This is a genomic window from Streptomyces sp. NPDC037288, assembly GCF_055603265.1.
On record NZ_JBVJVY010000001.1, the window covers coordinates 135,272 to 150,036 of the forward strand.

General features: G+C 71.8%; 16 protein-coding genes. 8 read left to right on the plus strand and 8 right to left on the minus strand.

The genetic code is table 11. From position 1 onward, the window contains the following. The 3 genes from ACZ7GZ_RS00705 to fabF all read left to right on the plus strand — a co-directional run bounded on the left by ACZ7GZ_RS00705 (position 1) and on the right by fabF (position 2,720). Complete coding sequence (locus ACZ7GZ_RS00705; RefSeq protein ID WP_471019403.1) at positions 1-1,032, plus strand: beta-ketoacyl-ACP synthase 3; 1,032 nt, start codon at positions 1-3, stop codon at positions 1,030-1,032. 81 nt (positions 1,033-1,113) lie between these two features. Next, positions 1,114-1,362, plus strand: coding sequence for an acyl carrier protein (locus ACZ7GZ_RS00710; RefSeq protein WP_018545314.1), 249 nt, complete (start codon positions 1,114-1,116; stop codon positions 1,360-1,362). A gap of 86 nt (positions 1,363-1,448) precedes the next feature. Continuing rightward, positions 1,449-2,720, plus strand: coding sequence for a beta-ketoacyl-ACP synthase II (fabF, locus tag ACZ7GZ_RS00715; RefSeq protein WP_471019405.1), 1,272 nt, complete (start codon positions 1,449-1,451; stop codon positions 2,718-2,720). A gap of 62 nt (positions 2,721-2,782) precedes the next feature. On the opposite strand, the gene ACZ7GZ_RS00720 is transcribed toward fabF, so the two are convergent. Beyond that, positions 2,783-3,277 carry a DUF3145 domain-containing protein gene (locus ACZ7GZ_RS00720; RefSeq protein ID WP_471019408.1) on the minus strand — a complete coding sequence of 165 codons (495 nt, stop codon included), beginning with the start codon at positions 3,275-3,277 and terminating at the stop codon, positions 2,783-2,785. Between the two features lie 264 nt (positions 3,278-3,541). On the opposite strand from ACZ7GZ_RS00720, the gene ACZ7GZ_RS00725 reads away from it, so the two are divergent. Next, the gene (locus tag ACZ7GZ_RS00725; protein ID WP_471019411.1) at positions 3,542-4,435 is read left to right on the plus strand and encodes an SGNH/GDSL hydrolase family protein; all 894 of its coding nucleotides are present in this window, start codon (positions 3,542-3,544) and stop codon (positions 4,433-4,435) included. A gap of 25 nt (positions 4,436-4,460) precedes the next feature. Then, a complete protein-coding gene (locus tag ACZ7GZ_RS00730; protein ID WP_471019414.1) occupies positions 4,461-5,432 on the plus strand; it encodes an aldose epimerase family protein in 972 nt (323 codons plus the stop codon). Here ACZ7GZ_RS00730 and ACZ7GZ_RS00735 read toward each other — a convergent pair. Both ACZ7GZ_RS00735 and ACZ7GZ_RS00740 read right to left on the minus strand, forming a co-directional pair. Further along, complete coding sequence (locus tag ACZ7GZ_RS00735) at positions 5,429-6,115, minus strand: hypothetical protein (protein ID WP_471019419.1); 687 nt, start codon at positions 6,113-6,115, stop codon at positions 5,429-5,431. The genes ACZ7GZ_RS00730 and ACZ7GZ_RS00735 overlap by 4 nt on opposite strands. 164 nt (positions 6,116-6,279) lie before the next feature. Beyond that, entirely contained in the window at positions 6,280-8,721 is a 2,442-nt protein-coding gene (locus ACZ7GZ_RS00740; RefSeq protein ID WP_471019425.1) for a glycoside hydrolase family 3 protein, read from the minus strand. Positions 8,722-8,844: 123 nt separating this feature from the next. On the opposite strand from ACZ7GZ_RS00740, the gene ACZ7GZ_RS00745 reads away from it, so the two are divergent. Further along, positions 8,845-9,408, plus strand: a complete 564-nt coding sequence (locus ACZ7GZ_RS00745) for a TetR/AcrR family transcriptional regulator (protein WP_471019427.1) — start codon at positions 8,845-8,847, stop codon at positions 9,406-9,408. A gap of 74 nt (positions 9,409-9,482) precedes the next feature. Here ACZ7GZ_RS00745 and ACZ7GZ_RS00750 read toward each other — a convergent pair whose 3' ends face one another. Together ACZ7GZ_RS00750 and ACZ7GZ_RS00755 are read right to left on the minus strand one after the other, a co-directional pair. Further along, positions 9,483-9,872, minus strand: coding sequence for a RidA family protein (locus ACZ7GZ_RS00750; RefSeq protein ID WP_471019432.1), 390 nt, complete (start codon positions 9,870-9,872; stop codon positions 9,483-9,485). A 10-nt stretch (positions 9,873-9,882) separates the two neighbouring features. Continuing rightward, positions 9,883-10,707, minus strand: a complete 825-nt coding sequence (locus ACZ7GZ_RS00755) for an NAD(P)-dependent oxidoreductase (RefSeq protein WP_471019437.1) — start codon at positions 10,705-10,707, stop codon at positions 9,883-9,885. A 58-nt stretch (positions 10,708-10,765) separates the two neighbouring features. Between ACZ7GZ_RS00755 and ACZ7GZ_RS00760 the strand changes: the two genes are divergently transcribed. Continuing rightward, complete coding sequence (locus ACZ7GZ_RS00760; protein WP_471019440.1) at positions 10,766-11,701, plus strand: LysR family transcriptional regulator; 936 nt, start codon at positions 10,766-10,768, stop codon at positions 11,699-11,701. A 16-nt stretch (positions 11,702-11,717) separates the two neighbouring features. Here ACZ7GZ_RS00760 and ACZ7GZ_RS00765 read toward each other — a convergent pair whose 3' ends face one another. Genes ACZ7GZ_RS00765 through ACZ7GZ_RS00775 form a run of 3 tightly spaced genes read right to left on the minus strand, consistent with a single transcriptional unit; the run spans position 11,718 to position 13,590 of the window. Beyond that, the gene (locus ACZ7GZ_RS00765; RefSeq protein WP_471019442.1) at positions 11,718-12,332 is read right to left on the minus strand and encodes a LysE family translocator; all 615 of its coding nucleotides are present in this window, start codon (positions 12,330-12,332) and stop codon (positions 11,718-11,720) included. After that, complete coding sequence (locus tag ACZ7GZ_RS00770; protein WP_471019444.1) at positions 12,329-13,132, minus strand: EI24 domain-containing protein; 804 nt, start codon at positions 13,130-13,132, stop codon at positions 12,329-12,331. The genes ACZ7GZ_RS00765 and ACZ7GZ_RS00770 overlap by 4 nt, the downstream gene beginning before the upstream one ends. Positions 13,133-13,152: 20 nt before the next feature. Beyond that, positions 13,153-13,590 (minus strand): MarR family winged helix-turn-helix transcriptional regulator, encoded by a 438-nt coding sequence (locus ACZ7GZ_RS00775; RefSeq protein WP_471019447.1) that lies wholly within the window; start codon positions 13,588-13,590, stop codon positions 13,153-13,155. 89 nt (positions 13,591-13,679) lie between these two features. On the opposite strand from ACZ7GZ_RS00775, the gene ACZ7GZ_RS00780 reads away from it, so the two are divergent. Continuing rightward, on the plus strand, positions 13,680-14,678 hold the full coding sequence (locus ACZ7GZ_RS00780) for an NADP-dependent oxidoreductase (protein ID WP_471019449.1): 999 nt from the start codon (positions 13,680-13,682) through the stop codon (positions 14,676-14,678). Positions 14,679-14,765 lie beyond the last annotated feature (87 nt).

Consider the following 14,765-nt stretch of genomic DNA (forward strand, 5'->3'; position numbering starts at 1 on the left):
ATGGCGAAGATCAAGCCCAGCAAGGGCGCCCCGTATGCGCGCATCCTCGGTGTCGGCGGCTACCGGCCGACCCGGGTGGTGCCCAACGAGGTGATCCTCGAGAAGATCGACTCCTCCGACGAGTGGATCCGCTCGCGCTCCGGCATCGAGACCCGGCACTGGGCCGGTCCCGAGGAGACGGTGGCCGCGATGGCGATCGAGGCCTCCGGCAAGGCGCTCGCGGACGCCGGCATCGGCGCCGAGCGGATCGGTGCCGTGGTCGTCTCGACCGTCTCGCACTTCAGCCAGACGCCGGCCGTCGCCACCGAGATCGCCGACAAGCTGGGCACCGACAAGGCCGCCGCCTTCGACATCTCGGCGGGCTGCGCGGGCTTCGGCTACGGCCTGACCCTCGCCAAGGGCATGGTGGTGGAAGGTTCCGCCGAGTACGTGCTCGTCATCGGCGTGGAGCGGCTCAGTGATCTGACCGACCTGGAGGACCGGGCCACGGCCTTCCTGTTCGGCGACGGCGCCGGCGCCGTCGTCGTCGGCCCCTCGCAGGAGCCGGCGATCGGCCCCACCGTGTGGGGCTCCGAGGGCGACAAGGCCGAGACGATCAAGCAGACCGTCCCCTGGGACCGGTTCGCCATCGGTGACGTCTCCGCGCTGCCCCTCGACAGCAAGGGCGACGTCAAGTTCCCCGCCATCACGCAGGAGGGCCAGGCGGTCTTCCGCTGGGCCGTGTACGAGATGGCGAAGGTCGCCCAGCAGGCGCTGGACGCGGCCGGGATCAGCCCGGAAGAGCTGGACGTCTTCATCCCGCACCAGGCCAACGTGCGGATCATCGACTCGATGGTGAAGACCCTCAAACTGCCGGAGCATGTCACGGTCGCCCGGGACATCCGCACCACCGGCAACACCTCGGCCGCCTCGATTCCGCTCGCGATGGAGCGGCTTCTGGCGACCGGGGAGGCGAAGAGCGGCGACACCGCGCTCGTCATCGGATTCGGGGCGGGTCTCGTCTACGCCGCCACGGTCGTTACCCTCCCCTAGGCACTCCGTGCCGGATCGCGTGATCGGGCACGGCAGCAATTGCCACAAACCGTCTGGAACATCGAAGAAGGAGCGCCTGACATGGCCGCCACTCAGGAAGAGATCGTCGCCGGTCTCGCCGAGATCGTGAACGAGATCGCCGGGATCCCCACCGAGGACGTCCAGCTGGACAAGTCCTTCACCGACGACCTGGACGTCGACTCGCTGTCCATGGTCGAGGTCGTCGTCGCCGCCGAGGAGCGCTTCGACGTGAAGATCCCGGACGAGGACGTCAAGAACCTCAAGACCGTCGGTGACGCGACCGACTACATCCTCAAGCACCAGGCCTGAGCCACCCCTCGGTCCTGAAGGCTGCAAGGCCCCGCCACCCGGCGGTGGCGCCGTAGAATCCCGCATCTGTTGGAGAAAGAATTCCCGTGAGCCCGACCAATCGCACCGTGGTCGTCACCGGTATCGGCGCAACCACACCGCTGGGTGGCGACGCAGCCTCGACCTGGGAGGGTCTGGTCGCCGGCAAGTCCGGCATCAAGCCCCTGGAGCAGGACTGGGCGGCCGATCAGGCCGTCAAGATCGCGGCTCCGGTAGCCGTTGAGCCCACCGAGGTCATCCCCCGGCCGCAGGCCCGCAAGCTGGACCGCTCGGCGCAGTTCGCGCTGATCGCGGCTCAGGAGGCCTGGAAGGACGCCGGCTTCACCGGCAAGGCCGGCGAGGACGGCTCCATCGACCCCGACCGGCTGGGCGCGGTCATCGCCTCCGGCATCGGCGGCGTGACCACGCTGCTCGACCAGTACGACGTGCTCAAGGAGAAGGGCGTCCGCCGCGTCTCCCCGCACACCGTCCCCATGCTGATGCCGAACGGCCCCTCGGCCAACGTGGGCCTGCTCGTGGGCGCCCGTGCGGGCGTGCACACGCCGGTCTCCGCGTGCGCCTCGGGCGCCGAGGCCATCGGCTACGCCATCGAGATGATCCGCACCGGCCGCGCCGACGTCGTCGTCGCCGGCGGTACGGAGGCGGCCATCCACCCGCTGCCGATCGCCGCGTTCGGCAACATGATGGCGATGTCCAAGAACAACGAGGACCCGCAGGGTGCCTCGCGTCCCTACGACGTCGACCGCGACGGCTTCGTCCTCGGCGAGGGCGCCGGCGTGATCGTCCTGGAGTCCGCCGAGCATGCCGCGAAGCGCGGGGCGCGCGTCTACGCGGAGGCCGTCGGGCAGGGCGTCTCCGCCGACAGCCACGACATCGTGCAGCCGGAGCCCGAGGGCCGCGGCATCTCGCACGCGCTGCAGAACCTGCTGGACAACACCGACCTGGACCCGGCCGAGATCGTGCACGTCAACGCGCACGCCACCTCGACGCCGGCCGGTGACATCGCCGAGCTGAAGGCGCTGCGGAAGGTGTTCGGCGACGACGCGGACCACATGGCGGTCTCCGCGACCAAGTCGATGACCGGGCATCTGCTCGGTGGCGCGGGCGGCGTGGAGTCGGTCGCGACCGTACTCGCGCTGTACAACCGGCTGGCGCCGCCGACGATCAACGTCGAGAACATCGACCCCGAGGCGGAGGCCAACGCGGATGTCGTCCGCGGGGAGGCCCGTAAGCTTCCGGTCGAGGGCCGTATCGCCGCGCTGAACGACTCGTTCGGCTTCGGCGGCCACAACGTGGTCCTGGCGTTCAGGACCGTCTGAGAACGTGAGTGAGGGCCCCTGCCGAGCGGCAGGGGCCCTTTCTCATGCGCAGCCGAAGGAACTCACACCACCTGGTGCAGCCAGCGGACCGGGGCGCCTTCGCCGGCGTACCGGAAGGGCTCCAGTTCGTCGTCCCAGGGCTTTCCGAGGAGCTTGGCGATCTCCGCCTCCAGGTCCGTCTCCCCGCGCTGGGACCGGGTCAGCGCCGCGCGGAGGCGGTCCTCGGGGATGAGGATGTCACCGTGGATGCCGGTGACGGCGTGGAAGATGCCGAGGTCGGGAGTGCAGCTGTAGCGCTCGCCCTCGGCGTTCGGACAGGGCTCCGCGGTGACCTCGAAGCGGAGCAGGTGCCAGCCGCGCAGCGCCGAGGCCAGCTTGGAGGCCGTGCCCGCCTCGCCCTGCCAGGAGAACTCCGAGCGCCAGGTGCCGGGGGCCGCGGGCTGCCGGATCCAGTCGAGGTTGACGCGCGTGCCGAGCACCCCGGCGATGGCCCACTCGACGTGCGGGCACAGCGCGCGCGGCGCGGAGTGCACGTACAGAACTCCACGTGTCGTCACCGGAACCTCCGGGCAGAGCGGGACATCTTGCGGACTGGCTGGCGGCAGTGGCACGACGGCCGCGTTGATGGCGAGGCTACCCTGCGGCGGTGCAAGGAGTGTGACGTACCGTCGGTCCCGGTGCCAGGAAACCTCCGCCATTCACCCAGGGGGACGCTTGTACGGGGGTGGTCCGTTCCAAGGTGCCAGGTCGGGAACCCTCGCACGTTGTTATGGAAAGAAGCACCGGAAGCACCGGATTCGACGACGAGGGGATCCCAGGGGATGCGGAAGCGAAGCAGCCGCGGGCGGGCCGCTGCCGCCGTCGTGGCGGCCGCCGTGCTGGGCGCCGCCGGATGCGACGCCGGGGGCGGCAGTTCGCCCTCGCCGGAGAGCACCAAGGCACGCGCCGCCAGGCCCGCGCCGGTGTGGAACCGCAGCCCGGACTCGATCGCCGCGGTCGGCGACTCCATCACCCGCGGCTTCGACGCGTGCACGGTGCTGTCGGACTGCCCCGAGGTGTCGTGGGCGACCGGCAGCGACGCGAAGGTCGACAGCCTGGCGGTGCGCCTGCTCGGGGTCACGGGCGCGGCGGAGCGCAGCTGGAACTACGCCGAGACCGGCGCCCGCATGGCGGACCTGCCCGGACAGATGGCCCAGGCGGCGGCCCGCGGCCCGGAGTTGGTGACGGTGATGGTGGGCGCGAACGACGCCTGCCGTGCGTCGGCGTCGGCGATGACCCCGGTGGCCGACTTCCGTGCGGATTTCGAGGAGGCGCTGCACACCCTGCGGGCGGCGCGGCCGAAGACGCAGGTGTACGTGGCGAGCGTGCCGAACCTGAAGCGGCTGTGGTCCGAGGGCCGGGCCGATCCGCTGGGCAAGCAGGTGTGGAAGCTCGGCATCTGCCCGTCGATGCTGTCCGACGCGGACGACCTGACCAGCGCGGCCACGCTGCGCCGGGACCAGGTGCAGCGGCGGGTGGTGGAGTACAACAAGGTGCTGGAGGAGGTCTGCGCCAAGGACCGCCGCTGCCGCTTCGACAACAACGCGGTCTACGACTACCGCTTCGACACCGACCAGCTCAGTCACTGGGACTGGTTCCACCCCAGCAGAGACGGCCAGGCGCGGCTCGCGGCGATCGCCTACCGGACGATCATCGCGCCCCGTCCCGTTGCCTAGGAGACGATCACCTAGGGTTTTCCACATGAGTGAACTCTTCGGCACACTTTCCGACGGCACGGAGGTCCACCGCTGGACGCTGGAGCGCGCCGGGACACGGGTGGAGGTCCTGACGTACGGCGGGATCGTGCGGTCGGTACGAGTGCCGGACCGGGAGGGCCGGACGGCGGACGTGGTGCTGGGCTTCACCGGCCTGGACGGCTACCTCGCCCACCCGGAGCCGCACTTCGGTGCCCTGATCGGCCGGTACGCCAACCGGATCGCGCACGCCCGCTTCACGCTGGACGGTGCCGTCCACGCCCTGGAGCCGAACAACGGCCCGAACTGCCTGCACGGCGGCGCGCGCGGCTTCGACAAGCGGGTGTGGGACGCCGAGCCGGTCGAGCACGGGGTGCGGCTGCACCGGGTGAGCCCGCACGGGGAGGAGGGCTTCCCGGGCCGGGTCGAGGTGTCGGCGACGTACACGCTGGACGCCTTTGGCGCGCTCCGGATCGCCTACGAGGCGGTCACCGACGCCCCGACCGTCCTCAACCTCACCAACCACAGCTACTTCAACCTGGCGGGCTCGGGCCCCGCGGGCGGACACGAACTGCGGCTCGACGCCTCCCGTTTCACCCCCGTCGACGCGGACCTGATCCCCACGGGTGTCCTGGCGGACGTGGCGGGCTCCCGCTTCGACTTCCGCGACCCCCGCGAGGTCGGCTCGGGCTACGACCACAACTTCGCCCTGGACAAGGGCGTGACCGGCGCCCCGGAGCAGGTCGCCGAACTGCACGACCCCGCCTCCGGCCGCACCCTGACCATCGCCACGACCGAACCGGGCCTCCAGCTCTACACCGCCGACCACCTGGCCGAGCCCTTCACACCGGGCGGGGGGATCGCTCTGGAGACCCAGCACTTCCCGGACTCCCCGAACCGGCCTGCGTTTCCGAGCACGGTGCTGCGGCCGGGCGAGGTCTTCCGCTCGGAGACGGTGTACGGGTTCGGGGTCCGCTAGGCGGTCTCGCCCCGCATCCGCCTGGCCGCCTTGCCCAGCAGGGACATCGCCCCGCCGCAGATCAGCAGCGTGGAGCCGCCGATGGCGATCCCGCGGAAGTCCAGGCCCTTGATCCCCTCCCCCGTCACCGTCGTAGCCAGCACGAAGAGGATCGAGTACAGGCTCCGCCCCACCTTCGCCCCGGCCGGAATCACCTGGAGCAGCTGCGGGATGGTGCTCGCGGCGCCCAGCGCCATCCCGAGCGGCAAGGCCGCGCCCAGTGACAGCGCGCCGAAGCCGAGCGAGTTGCCGTACGCGCCCCAGCCGACGCCCTTGTAGAGCAGATAGCCGGTCGCGGCGAGGGACAGCAGGACCAGCAGGCCGTTGACATAGGCGGCCTGTGTGGCGGCCTTGCGGGCCCCGGGCAGGTGCGCGGCCGGGGAGCGCCAGGCGTCGGCCGTGACGAGCCGCAGCTGCCGCTTGAGGGCCTGCATCTGCAGCAGCGAGAAGACGCCGAAGGCCAGCAGGCCCAGTCCGGCGAGCGCCGCGACGAAGCCGAGGGGCTTCTGCGTGATGCCGTAGTGGACACCGCCGAAGGTGAGCGGGATGCCGAGGACCATGCCGTAGGCCATCGGCTTGGACCTGGCCTGGATCTTCAGCGCCAGATCACGCTGGGCGGGCGTGAGGTTCGGGTCCAGCCGCATCCGGCCCTCGCCGACGTGCTGGGCGGGCGGTTGAGCGGACTGCTGTGGCGGATACGGCTGTTGAGGCGGGTACGGCTGCGGCGGGTGTCCCTGCGGCGGGTAGGGCTGTTGCGGCGGGTACCCCTGCGGCGGGTACGGCTGCTCGCGGGGGGACTTGTCCCGGATCAGACGTTAATCGGTGCGGCGAGCCTGCGGTCCGCGATCGAGCGTCCGACGGCGATCTCGTACAACCCCTTCACAACCGCCCACGCCTTCGCCTCCTCGTCCCAGACCTCGAAGGCGCGGCGCGGCACGGCGACGGTCACCTCGACGCTCTCGCCGGGACCGGCCTCGACGGAGGCGAAGCCGGCCAGCTGCCGGGCCGGACGCTCGGGGCCGGGACCGGCCGGGGAAACGTAGACCTGGACGACCTCCCGGCCGGGGCGCTCGCCCGTGTTGCGCAGCCGGATGCGCGCGGTGGTGCCGTCGACGCCCAGGGACTCGTAGCTCCAGTCGGTGTAGCCGAGGCCGTGGCCGAACGGGTAGGCCGGGGTGCGGCCGGACTTCTCCCAGGCGCGGTAGCCGATGAACAGGCCCTCGCTGTACGGCAGTTCACCGTCGGTGGGGACGACCTGGGTGACCGGGGCGTCGGCGAGGGAACCCCAGGTGGTGGGCAGCCGGCCGCCGGGCTCGTGGGTGCCGGTGAGGACGTCGGCGAGGGCGGCGCCGCCCTCCTGGCCGGGGAACCAGCTGAGCAGGACGGCGGCGACCTCGTCGCGCCAGGGCAGTTCGACCGGGGAGCCGGAGTTGACGACCACGACCGTGTTCGGGTTGGCGGCGGCGACCGCGCGGACCAGGTCGTCCTGGTGGCCGGGGAGCCTCAGGTCCGTGCGGTCGAAGCCCTCGGACTCGACCCGGTCGGTGGTGGCGACCATGACGACGGCCGTGTCGGCGTTCCGGGCCGCCTCGACGGCCTCGGCGATCAGTTCGCCGGGGTCGCGCCGGGGCTCGGCGTGGGTGAGCGCGAAGGCGACGACCTTCACGGGGACGTCCTCGGGGAGCTGGACGAGGTGGGTGAGGGAGACGTCGACCGGCTCGCCCGCGGTGAGCTCGGCCTGGGCACGGGGGACGGGGGCGCCGAAGAAGGTCTCGAAGGGGTCGTCCTTGTCGGAGCGCTGGACGTCGTCGTAGTACGTCGTCCCGTCGACGGTGAGCGTGAAGGGGCCCGTGCCCTTGATGCCGAAGGTGTGCGGGCCGCTCACGCGGGGGGTGAAGGTACCGGTGAGCTCGACGGTGTGCAGGGTGTCGTGGGTGACGCCCTCGGGGAGGTCGGACCCCGCCCACTGGATCTGGCCGTTCGGGGCGGAGCGGGTGCCGATGACCCGGCCGTCGGTGTCACGGCAGTCGGCGCTGAGCCGGAATCCCTGGTCGGCGACGGCGAGTTCGGTGGCCGGGTCGGCGCCGACGGCGTAGGTGAGGGTGCCCTCGGGTAGTGCGGCGGTGAGGCCCTCGAGCGGGGAGACGATCCGGGCCGGGAAGACGGTGGCCGAGCCGCCGCCGAGGACCCGGGCGTCCCGGGCGGCGGCACCGATCAGGGCCACCGTGCCGTTCGGCTTCAGGGGCAGGGCGGCGTTCTCGTTGCGGGCGAGGACGAAGGAGCGGCGGGCGATCTCGCGTGCGAGAGCCTCGCCGTCGACGGGCGCGGGCGGTTCGGCCACGACGGGTTCGGCACCGTCGAGGATGCCGACGCGGGCGGCGAGCCGCAGGACACGGCGTACGGCGGCGTCGACGGCGGCCTCGGCGACCCTGCCGTCCCGGACGGCCCGGGCGAGGGCTTCGCCGTAGACGGTCCGCGGCCCGGGCATGGCCACGTCCAAGCCGCCCTCGATGGCGCCGACGGTGTCCCGGGCGGCCATCCAGTCGGAGACGTTGACGCCGTCGAAGCCCCATTCGCCGCGCAGGACTTCGTTGACCAGGTGACGGTGCTCGGTCATCGTCGTGCCGTTGACCGTGTTGTAGGCGGTCATGATGCCCCACGGGTGGGCGTTCTCGACGATGGCCTCGAACGGGGCGAGGTACAGCTCGCGCAGGGCGCGTTCGGGGACGACGTTGTTCACGGTGAAGCGGTCGGTCTCGGCGTCGTTGGCGACGAAGTGCTTGACGGTGGTACCGACTCCGCCGGACTGGACGCCGCTGACATAACCGCTGCCGATCACGCCGGTGAGATACGGGTCCTCGCTGTAGCACTCGAAGTGCCGGCCACCGAGCGGGGAGCGGTGCAGGTTGACCGTGGGGGCGAGGAGGACGTGGACGCCCTTGCGGCGGGCCTCCTGGGCGAGCAGCACACCCGCCCGGCGGGCGAGTGCGGGGTCCCAGGTGGCGGCGAGCGCGGTGGGCGAGGGCAGGGCGACGGAGGGGTCGTCGGCGGTCCAGCGCACGCCGCGCACGCCGATCGGACCGTCGGACACCACCAGGGACTCCAGTCCGATCTCCGGCAGCGCGGGCAGGGTCCACATGTCCTGGCCGGCCAGCAGCCGTGCCTTGGCGTCGAGGCCGAGCTTGCCGAGAGCGGCCTCGACGACCGCCTCGCGGGCCGTGTCTGCCGGGGTGTGCCGGGATCCCGCCATCGCGATGTCTCCTCGTCGACGTCCGTGCAGGGGCCTCCATCGTGCATCCGGCACCTGTAGAGCGGTAGGTTTCGTAATCCTGTCGTTATATTCCGCCGCTGTGGATGCCGTACGGTGAGCCTCATGAACGCGAGGGTCAGGAGCGAGGAGCGGCGCGCCGAGATCGTCGGGGCGGCGTTGGAGGTGATCGCCGAGCGCGGTTACCGGGGCGCGAGCCTGGCCGCGGTCGCCGAGCGCGTCGGTCTCACCCAGCAGGGGCTGCTGCACTACTTCCCGACCAAGGACGCCCTGCTGGTGGCCGTGCTGCAGGAGCGGGACCGGTGGGACGCGGTGCCCGACACCCAGTGGCGGGTGGATCTGCTGGCCTCGCTGGTGGAGTACAACGCGATGCGGCCGGCGATCATCCAGACCTTCTCGGCGCTGCTCGGCGAGAGCGTGACGGAGGACCATCCGGCCCGGGGGTACTTCACCGAGCGGTACGCGCGGGTACGGGACTCCATGGCGGCGGTGTTGCGCGCCGAGTACGGCGACAGCCTGCCGAACGGCCTCACACCGGAGCGGACGGCTCCGCTGCTGGCCGCCGTGATGGACGGGCTGCAGTACCAGTGGCTGCTGGACCCGGAGTCGGTGGACATGCCGGGGGCGTTCCGGGATTTCCTACGGCTGTTGGGCGAGCCGGTGGACTGAAGGCGTCTGGAGCGCCCGAAGAGGCGCGGGGAACCGCCTGATCAGCCCACCGCCGACCCGCGACCGCACAACCGTCAGTTACCGCCCCGAACCGCTGCCACCACCTCGATCTCCACCTGCGCCTCCGGTCGGAACAGGCGCGGCACTTCGAAGGTCATGCTCGTCGGTGGGGTCCCCGTGAGGAACTGCCGTCGCACGGTGCCGTATTCGTCGAGTCCGGTGATGTCGGTCAGGTACGTACGGATGTTGATGACGTCCGCGAGACTCGCGCCGTGCGCCTTGAGCAGCGCCGCGATCGACTCGAAGACCCCCCGCGTCTGCTCCGCCAGGGTGGCGCCCTCGGCGATCTGGCCCGAGAGGAACAACAACGCGCCGCCGTCGGCGTGTTCGACGCGGGCCACCTGGGAGTAGTAGGCGTTGGCGGGCCCGGGGGCGTCGGCGGGGCTGTCCAGGGTGATCTGCACGGGGACTCCTTCAGCTGGTACGGATGATGTGGGTGGCCGTCCGCGCGAGGTCGGCCCGGGACAGGGCCGGATCGTCCTCGGCGGCCCGCCTGAGACCTTCGGACACCGCTGCGGTGACCGGTAGCCGGGCGGCGCGCGTGGCGATCCGGAGGTCCTTGACGGCCAGGTCGGTGGCGAACAGCGCCCCGTCGGCGAAGGCACGCTCCACCGCACCGCCGAGAGGGCCCGTCCTCAGGGCATCGCGGGCGGTGTCCCCGTCCAGGCCCAGCGCGGCGGCGAGCCGCAGCGCCTCGGCGACGACGCCGACGCCGCCGATCACCGCGGTGTTGACGACGAGTTTGAGGGCCGCGCCCGAGCCGAGGGCGCCGGTGGGGGTGACCGTGCCGAGGTGGGCGAGGACGTGCCCCACGGCAGCCGCGTCCCCGCCGGCGAGGATGCCGAGCGTGCCCTCGGCGGCCCGGTCCGTGCTACCCGTGACCGGCGCGTCGACCAGGGTGACCCCGTCCTCCAGCCGCCCGGCCAGCTGCCGCACGGCGTCCGGTCCGACCGTGGACATCTCGATCCAGGTGGTGCCCGGCCGCAGCTCCGGTACGACGGCGTCCGCGACGGCGGTGAGCGCCTCCGGTCCGGCGAGCATGGTGATCACGACGTCGGCGTCCCGCACGGCCTCGGCGGGTGACCCGGCGAGCGCGGCGCCCTCGGCCACGAGCGGCTGGGCGCGGGCCGGGGTGCGGTTCCAGACGGTCAGCGGGTGACCGGCCAGGAGCAGCCGACGGGCCATCGGGGCACCCATGCCGCCGAGTCCCACAAAAGCGATCTTCTCCGTCTTCTCCATGCCGTCGACGCTAGGCCCGGCCTCGTAATGCGACAAGCGAATGTCTAGCATCACTGCCATGCCGACTTCGCATACCGAGCCCGAGCCGCCCGACCTGTCCACCGTGTGGCTGCGGGTGTTCCTGGAGGTCGCTCGGCACGGTTCGTTCACCGTGGCCGCGCGGGCGCTGGGCTGGACCCAGTCCGCGGTGTCCCGGCAGATCTCCGCGCTGGAGTCCGCCCTCGGCGGCGGTCCGCTCTTCGACCGGCTGCCGCGGGGTGTGCGGCTCACCGAGGCCGGCCGGACCCTGGTCCCGTACGCCGAGGCCGTGTCCGAGTCGCTGCGGGGCGCCACACGCGAGCTGGCCGAGCTGCGCACGGCAGCGGGCGGCCGACTGCGGTTCGGCGCGTTCGCCACCGCCGACGCGACGCTCGTCCCGCACGCGCTGGCCGCGTTCCGGGCCCGCCATCCCCGGGTGCGCGTCACGCGCGAGGAGGGCCTCTCCCCCGCCCTGCTGGACCGTCTGACGGCCGGCCGGCTCGACCTCGCGGTGGTCTCGGCGACGGGCCGCGCCCCGCTGGAGGCGTACGCGCTGCACCACCTCCTCGACGAGACCCTGTACGTCGCCGTCCCCGCCGGCCATCCGCTCGCCACGGCCGACGAGCCGGTGCGGCTGGCCCGGCTCGCCGACGCCGACTGGATCGCCGGCAGCGCCCGGCCCGAGGGCACCCTCCTCGACGCGGCCGTACGACAGGGATTCCGGCCGCGCGTCGCCCACGTCGTCGCCGAGTGGACCGCCAAGCAGGGCTACGTCGCCGCAGGCCTGGGCGTGACCCTGGTCCCGGCGCTGGCCGCCGCGTCCGTGCGCCCGGACGTCGCCCTGCTGCCGGTGCACGCCGAGGACGCCCCGCCGCGGGCCGTGTACGCGGCGACGGTGCGGGGACGGTCGCTGACGGCGGCGGCACGGGCCTTCGTGGCGGCGCTCGGGGAGGCGGCGCAGCGGATCCCGGGCTGAGCCGGAGGCGTGCCGCTCAGTGCGACGGCGCGAGCGCGAGGCTGATGCCGAGGCCGGCCAGGACCGAGCCGATGACCTTGTTGAGGATCTTCTGGCCGCGCAGCATCAGGGTCCGCATCCGGGCCTGCGAGAAGAACGCGGCGACCACGCCGAACCACAGCAGGTGGGCGAGCGACATGAACAGGCCGTAACCCGCCTGCTGGTACAGCGGGGTGTCCGGGCTGACGACCTGGGCGAAGGTGGAGACGACGAAGAGGGTCGTCTTCGGGTTGAGCACGTTGGTGAGGAAGCCGGTGCGCAGCGCGGCGAACGGGGTCAGCTCGCGCCGGTCGTCCAGGTCGATCTTCAGCTCGCCGCGGGTGCGGTAGGTGCGGATGCCGACGTAGACCAGGTAGGCCGCGCCGATCAGCTTGATCACCGTGAACAGGGCGGTGGAGGAGGCGATCAGCAGGCCGACGCCGAGCAGGGTGTAGGTGACGTGGACCAGGACGCCGGCGGCGACGCCCGCGGCGGCGAGCAGGCCGGTGCGGCGGCCGTACAGATAGCTGTTGCGGACGATCATCGCGAAGTCGGCGCCGGGTGCGAGGACCGCGAGGACCGTGATGACGGCGACGGCGAGTATCTGGGTCACGGGGTGACGTCCTCCATGTCGGGCTCCCCGTCGGGAGCGGAGCCGTCGTCGGCGTTCTCCTCGCCCAGCAGGTCACGGGCGAGCAGCGTGGCGCCCGCGACCGCGCCCGGCATCAGGAACACCGCGACGAACGGGACCAGAAAGGCCAGGCCGAGGGGCGTGCCGAAGCCCCAGACCAGGGTCTTGCGGGAGCGGAGCAGGGCGAGCCGGGCGCGCAGGTCGACGCCCCGGCGCTGGAGGGCCACGGCGGCCAGTTCCTCGGTGAGGAAGAAGCCGGTGACGAAGAAGCCGAGCACGGGGACGGCGGTCTGTCCGACGAACGGCAGGAAGCCGAGGGCGAAGAGCAGCACGCCCCACAGCGCGGCCCGCACCAGGACGCGCAGGCTGTCGCGGGCGGAGATCCACAGTTCGCGCCAGAGCGGCAGGTCCGACCGCGGGGCGGTGCCGTCGGGCGAGACGTCGGCGTCGACCCTCTCCGACAGGTTCTCGTAGAAGGGCTGGCCGATCAGCAGGGTGACGGCGGTGAACGTCAGCACGGCCAGCAGCAGGCCGAGGGCGAACACGACGGCCGTCAGAAAGCCGCGGAACAGGCCCTGCCAGGGGCTGGACCAGCCGTCCGCGAACGGGGTCGCCCAGGCGACCGCGTCCTCGCCCCACACGGCGAGCGCGACCAGCGCGGCCGTGTAGAGGACCAGGGTGACCAGTCCGGGCAACAGCCCGAAGCCGTACTGGCGGCCGTGCCGGGCCATCCAGCGCTGCCCCTTCAGCAGATGACCGAACCCCGCCCCAAGATCGCGCATGGCGGGAACTCTACCGACTCTCAGCCGGCCAGCATGCGGCGCAGCAGGTCGCGCAGGGAGCGGCGTTCGTCCACGGAGAGGCCGGCGAGGGGTTCGCGGGCGAAGTGGAGGCCTTCGCGCAGGTCGCGGGCGACGCGCAGGCCGTCATCGGTGGCGGCGGCCACCTTCACCCGGCGGTCGGCCGGGTCGGGGCGGCGCTCCACCAGGCCACGGGACTCCAGGCGGTCCACTATGCCCGTGACGTTCGACGGCTCGCACTTCAGCTTGTGCGCCAGCTTCCGCATCGGCAGCGGCTCCACCGACAGCAGACTGAGGAGCCGGGCCTGCGGTCCGGTCAGGGCGTGCTCGCCCGCCGCCTCCTCGTAGTCCGCGTAGAAGCGGGCCACGACGTCCCCGATGAGTTCGACGACCTCCATCGTCAGGGCGTCGGGGCGGTGGGTCTTCGGTGGTGTGGCCATACCCGCCAGAATACCCGCTTACTTGACATTCTGAAATATTGAAGCGCATGGTTGTTTCAGGTACTGAAGTAATCCGGAAAGGCGCTGTGATGATCAACCGCGAGTGGCACCTGCTCAGCCGTCCCGTCGGCTGGCCGAAGCCCGACGACTTCGCGCTCGTCGAGACCCCGGTCCCGGTCCCGGGCGAGGGCCAGGTACTGGTACGGAACAAGTTCCTCTCCGTGGACCCGTACATGCGGGGCCGGATGTCGGCGGCCAAGTCGTACGTCGCCCCCTTCGAGCTGGGCAAGGTCATGCAGGGCGGGGCGGTCGGCGAGGTGATCACCTCCCACGCCGAGGGCATCGAGGCCGGCGACCACGTCCTGCACTTCTTCGGCTGGCGCGAGTACGCGGTCGTGGACGCCGGGAACGCGGTGAAGGTCGACCCCGAGGCCGCGCCCCTCTCGACGTACCTCGGCGTCCTCGGCATGACCGGCCTGACCGCCTACGCCGGCCTGCTGCGCACCGCCTCCTTCAAGGAAGGCGACGTCGTCTTCGTCTCCGGCGCGGCGGGCGCCGTCGGCAGCCAGGTGGGCCAGCTCGCCAAGCTCATGGGCGCCTCGCGGGTCATCGGCTCGGCCGGGTCCGACGAGAAGGTCAAGCTGCTGGTCGAGGAGTACGGCTTCGACGCGGCGTTCAACTACAAGAGCGGCCCGGTCGCCGACCAGCTGCGCGAGGCCGCGCCCGACGGCATCGACGTGTACTTCGACAACGTCGGCGGGGACCACCTGGAGGCGGCGATCGGTTCTCTGAACCAGGGCGGCCGGATCGCGGTCTGCGGCATGATCTCCGTCTACAACAACACCGAGCCGGCGCCGGGGCCGAGGAACCTCGCCCGCCTCATCCAGACCCGGGGCCGTATCGAGGGCTTCCTGGTCGGTGACCACTACGACCTGCAGCAGCAGTTCGTTCGCGAGGTCGGGCCGTGGGTCGCCTCGGGGCAGCTCAAGTACCGCGAGACGGTCGTCGACGGCATCGAGAACAACGTCGAGGCGTTCCTGGGCGTCCTGCGCGGCGACAACATCGGGAAGATGATCGTCAAGCTCTGAGGCCTGGCCTGAGCTTTCCGGCATGCGGTAACTTCATTCCGAAATCCGTCGTCGATCGTGGGCGCGAGTCGCGGCGGACCGAGGAGG

What these genes read in the sequence shown, in the direction of transcription:
- ACZ7GZ_RS00740 (WP_471019425.1), bottom strand. Translation starts at nt 8,721, where the DNA reads ATGGCGGGATCCCGGCACACCCCGGCAGACACGGCCCGCGAGGCGGTC.
- ACZ7GZ_RS00780 (WP_471019449.1), top strand. Translation starts at nt 13,680, where the DNA reads ATGATCAACCGCGAGTGGCACCTGCTCAGCCGTCCCGTCGGCTGGCCG.
- ACZ7GZ_RS00705 (WP_471019403.1), top strand. Translation starts at nt 1, where the DNA reads ATGGCGAAGATCAAGCCCAGCAAGGGCGCCCCGTATGCGCGCATCCTC.
- ACZ7GZ_RS00760 (WP_471019440.1), top strand. Translation starts at nt 10,766, where the DNA reads ATGCCGACTTCGCATACCGAGCCCGAGCCGCCCGACCTGTCCACCGTG.
- ACZ7GZ_RS00710 (WP_018545314.1), top strand. Translation starts at nt 1,114, where the DNA reads ATGGCCGCCACTCAGGAAGAGATCGTCGCCGGTCTCGCCGAGATCGTG.
- ACZ7GZ_RS00770 (WP_471019444.1), bottom strand. Translation starts at nt 13,132, where the DNA reads ATGCGCGATCTTGGGGCGGGGTTCGGTCATCTGCTGAAGGGGCAGCGC.
- ACZ7GZ_RS00775 (WP_471019447.1), bottom strand. Translation starts at nt 13,590, where the DNA reads ATGGCCACACCACCGAAGACCCACCGCCCCGACGCCCTGACGATGGAG.
- ACZ7GZ_RS00745 (WP_471019427.1), top strand. Translation starts at nt 8,845, where the DNA reads ATGAACGCGAGGGTCAGGAGCGAGGAGCGGCGCGCCGAGATCGTCGGG.
- ACZ7GZ_RS00755 (WP_471019437.1), bottom strand. Translation starts at nt 10,707, where the DNA reads ATGGAGAAGACGGAGAAGATCGCTTTTGTGGGACTCGGCGGCATGGGT.
- ACZ7GZ_RS00730 (WP_471019414.1), top strand. Translation starts at nt 4,461, where the DNA reads ATGAGTGAACTCTTCGGCACACTTTCCGACGGCACGGAGGTCCACCGC.
- ACZ7GZ_RS00725 (WP_471019411.1), top strand. Translation starts at nt 3,542, where the DNA reads ATGCGGAAGCGAAGCAGCCGCGGGCGGGCCGCTGCCGCCGTCGTGGCG.
- ACZ7GZ_RS00735 (WP_471019419.1), bottom strand. Translation starts at nt 6,115, where the DNA reads ATGCGGCTGGACCCGAACCTCACGCCCGCCCAGCGTGATCTGGCGCTG.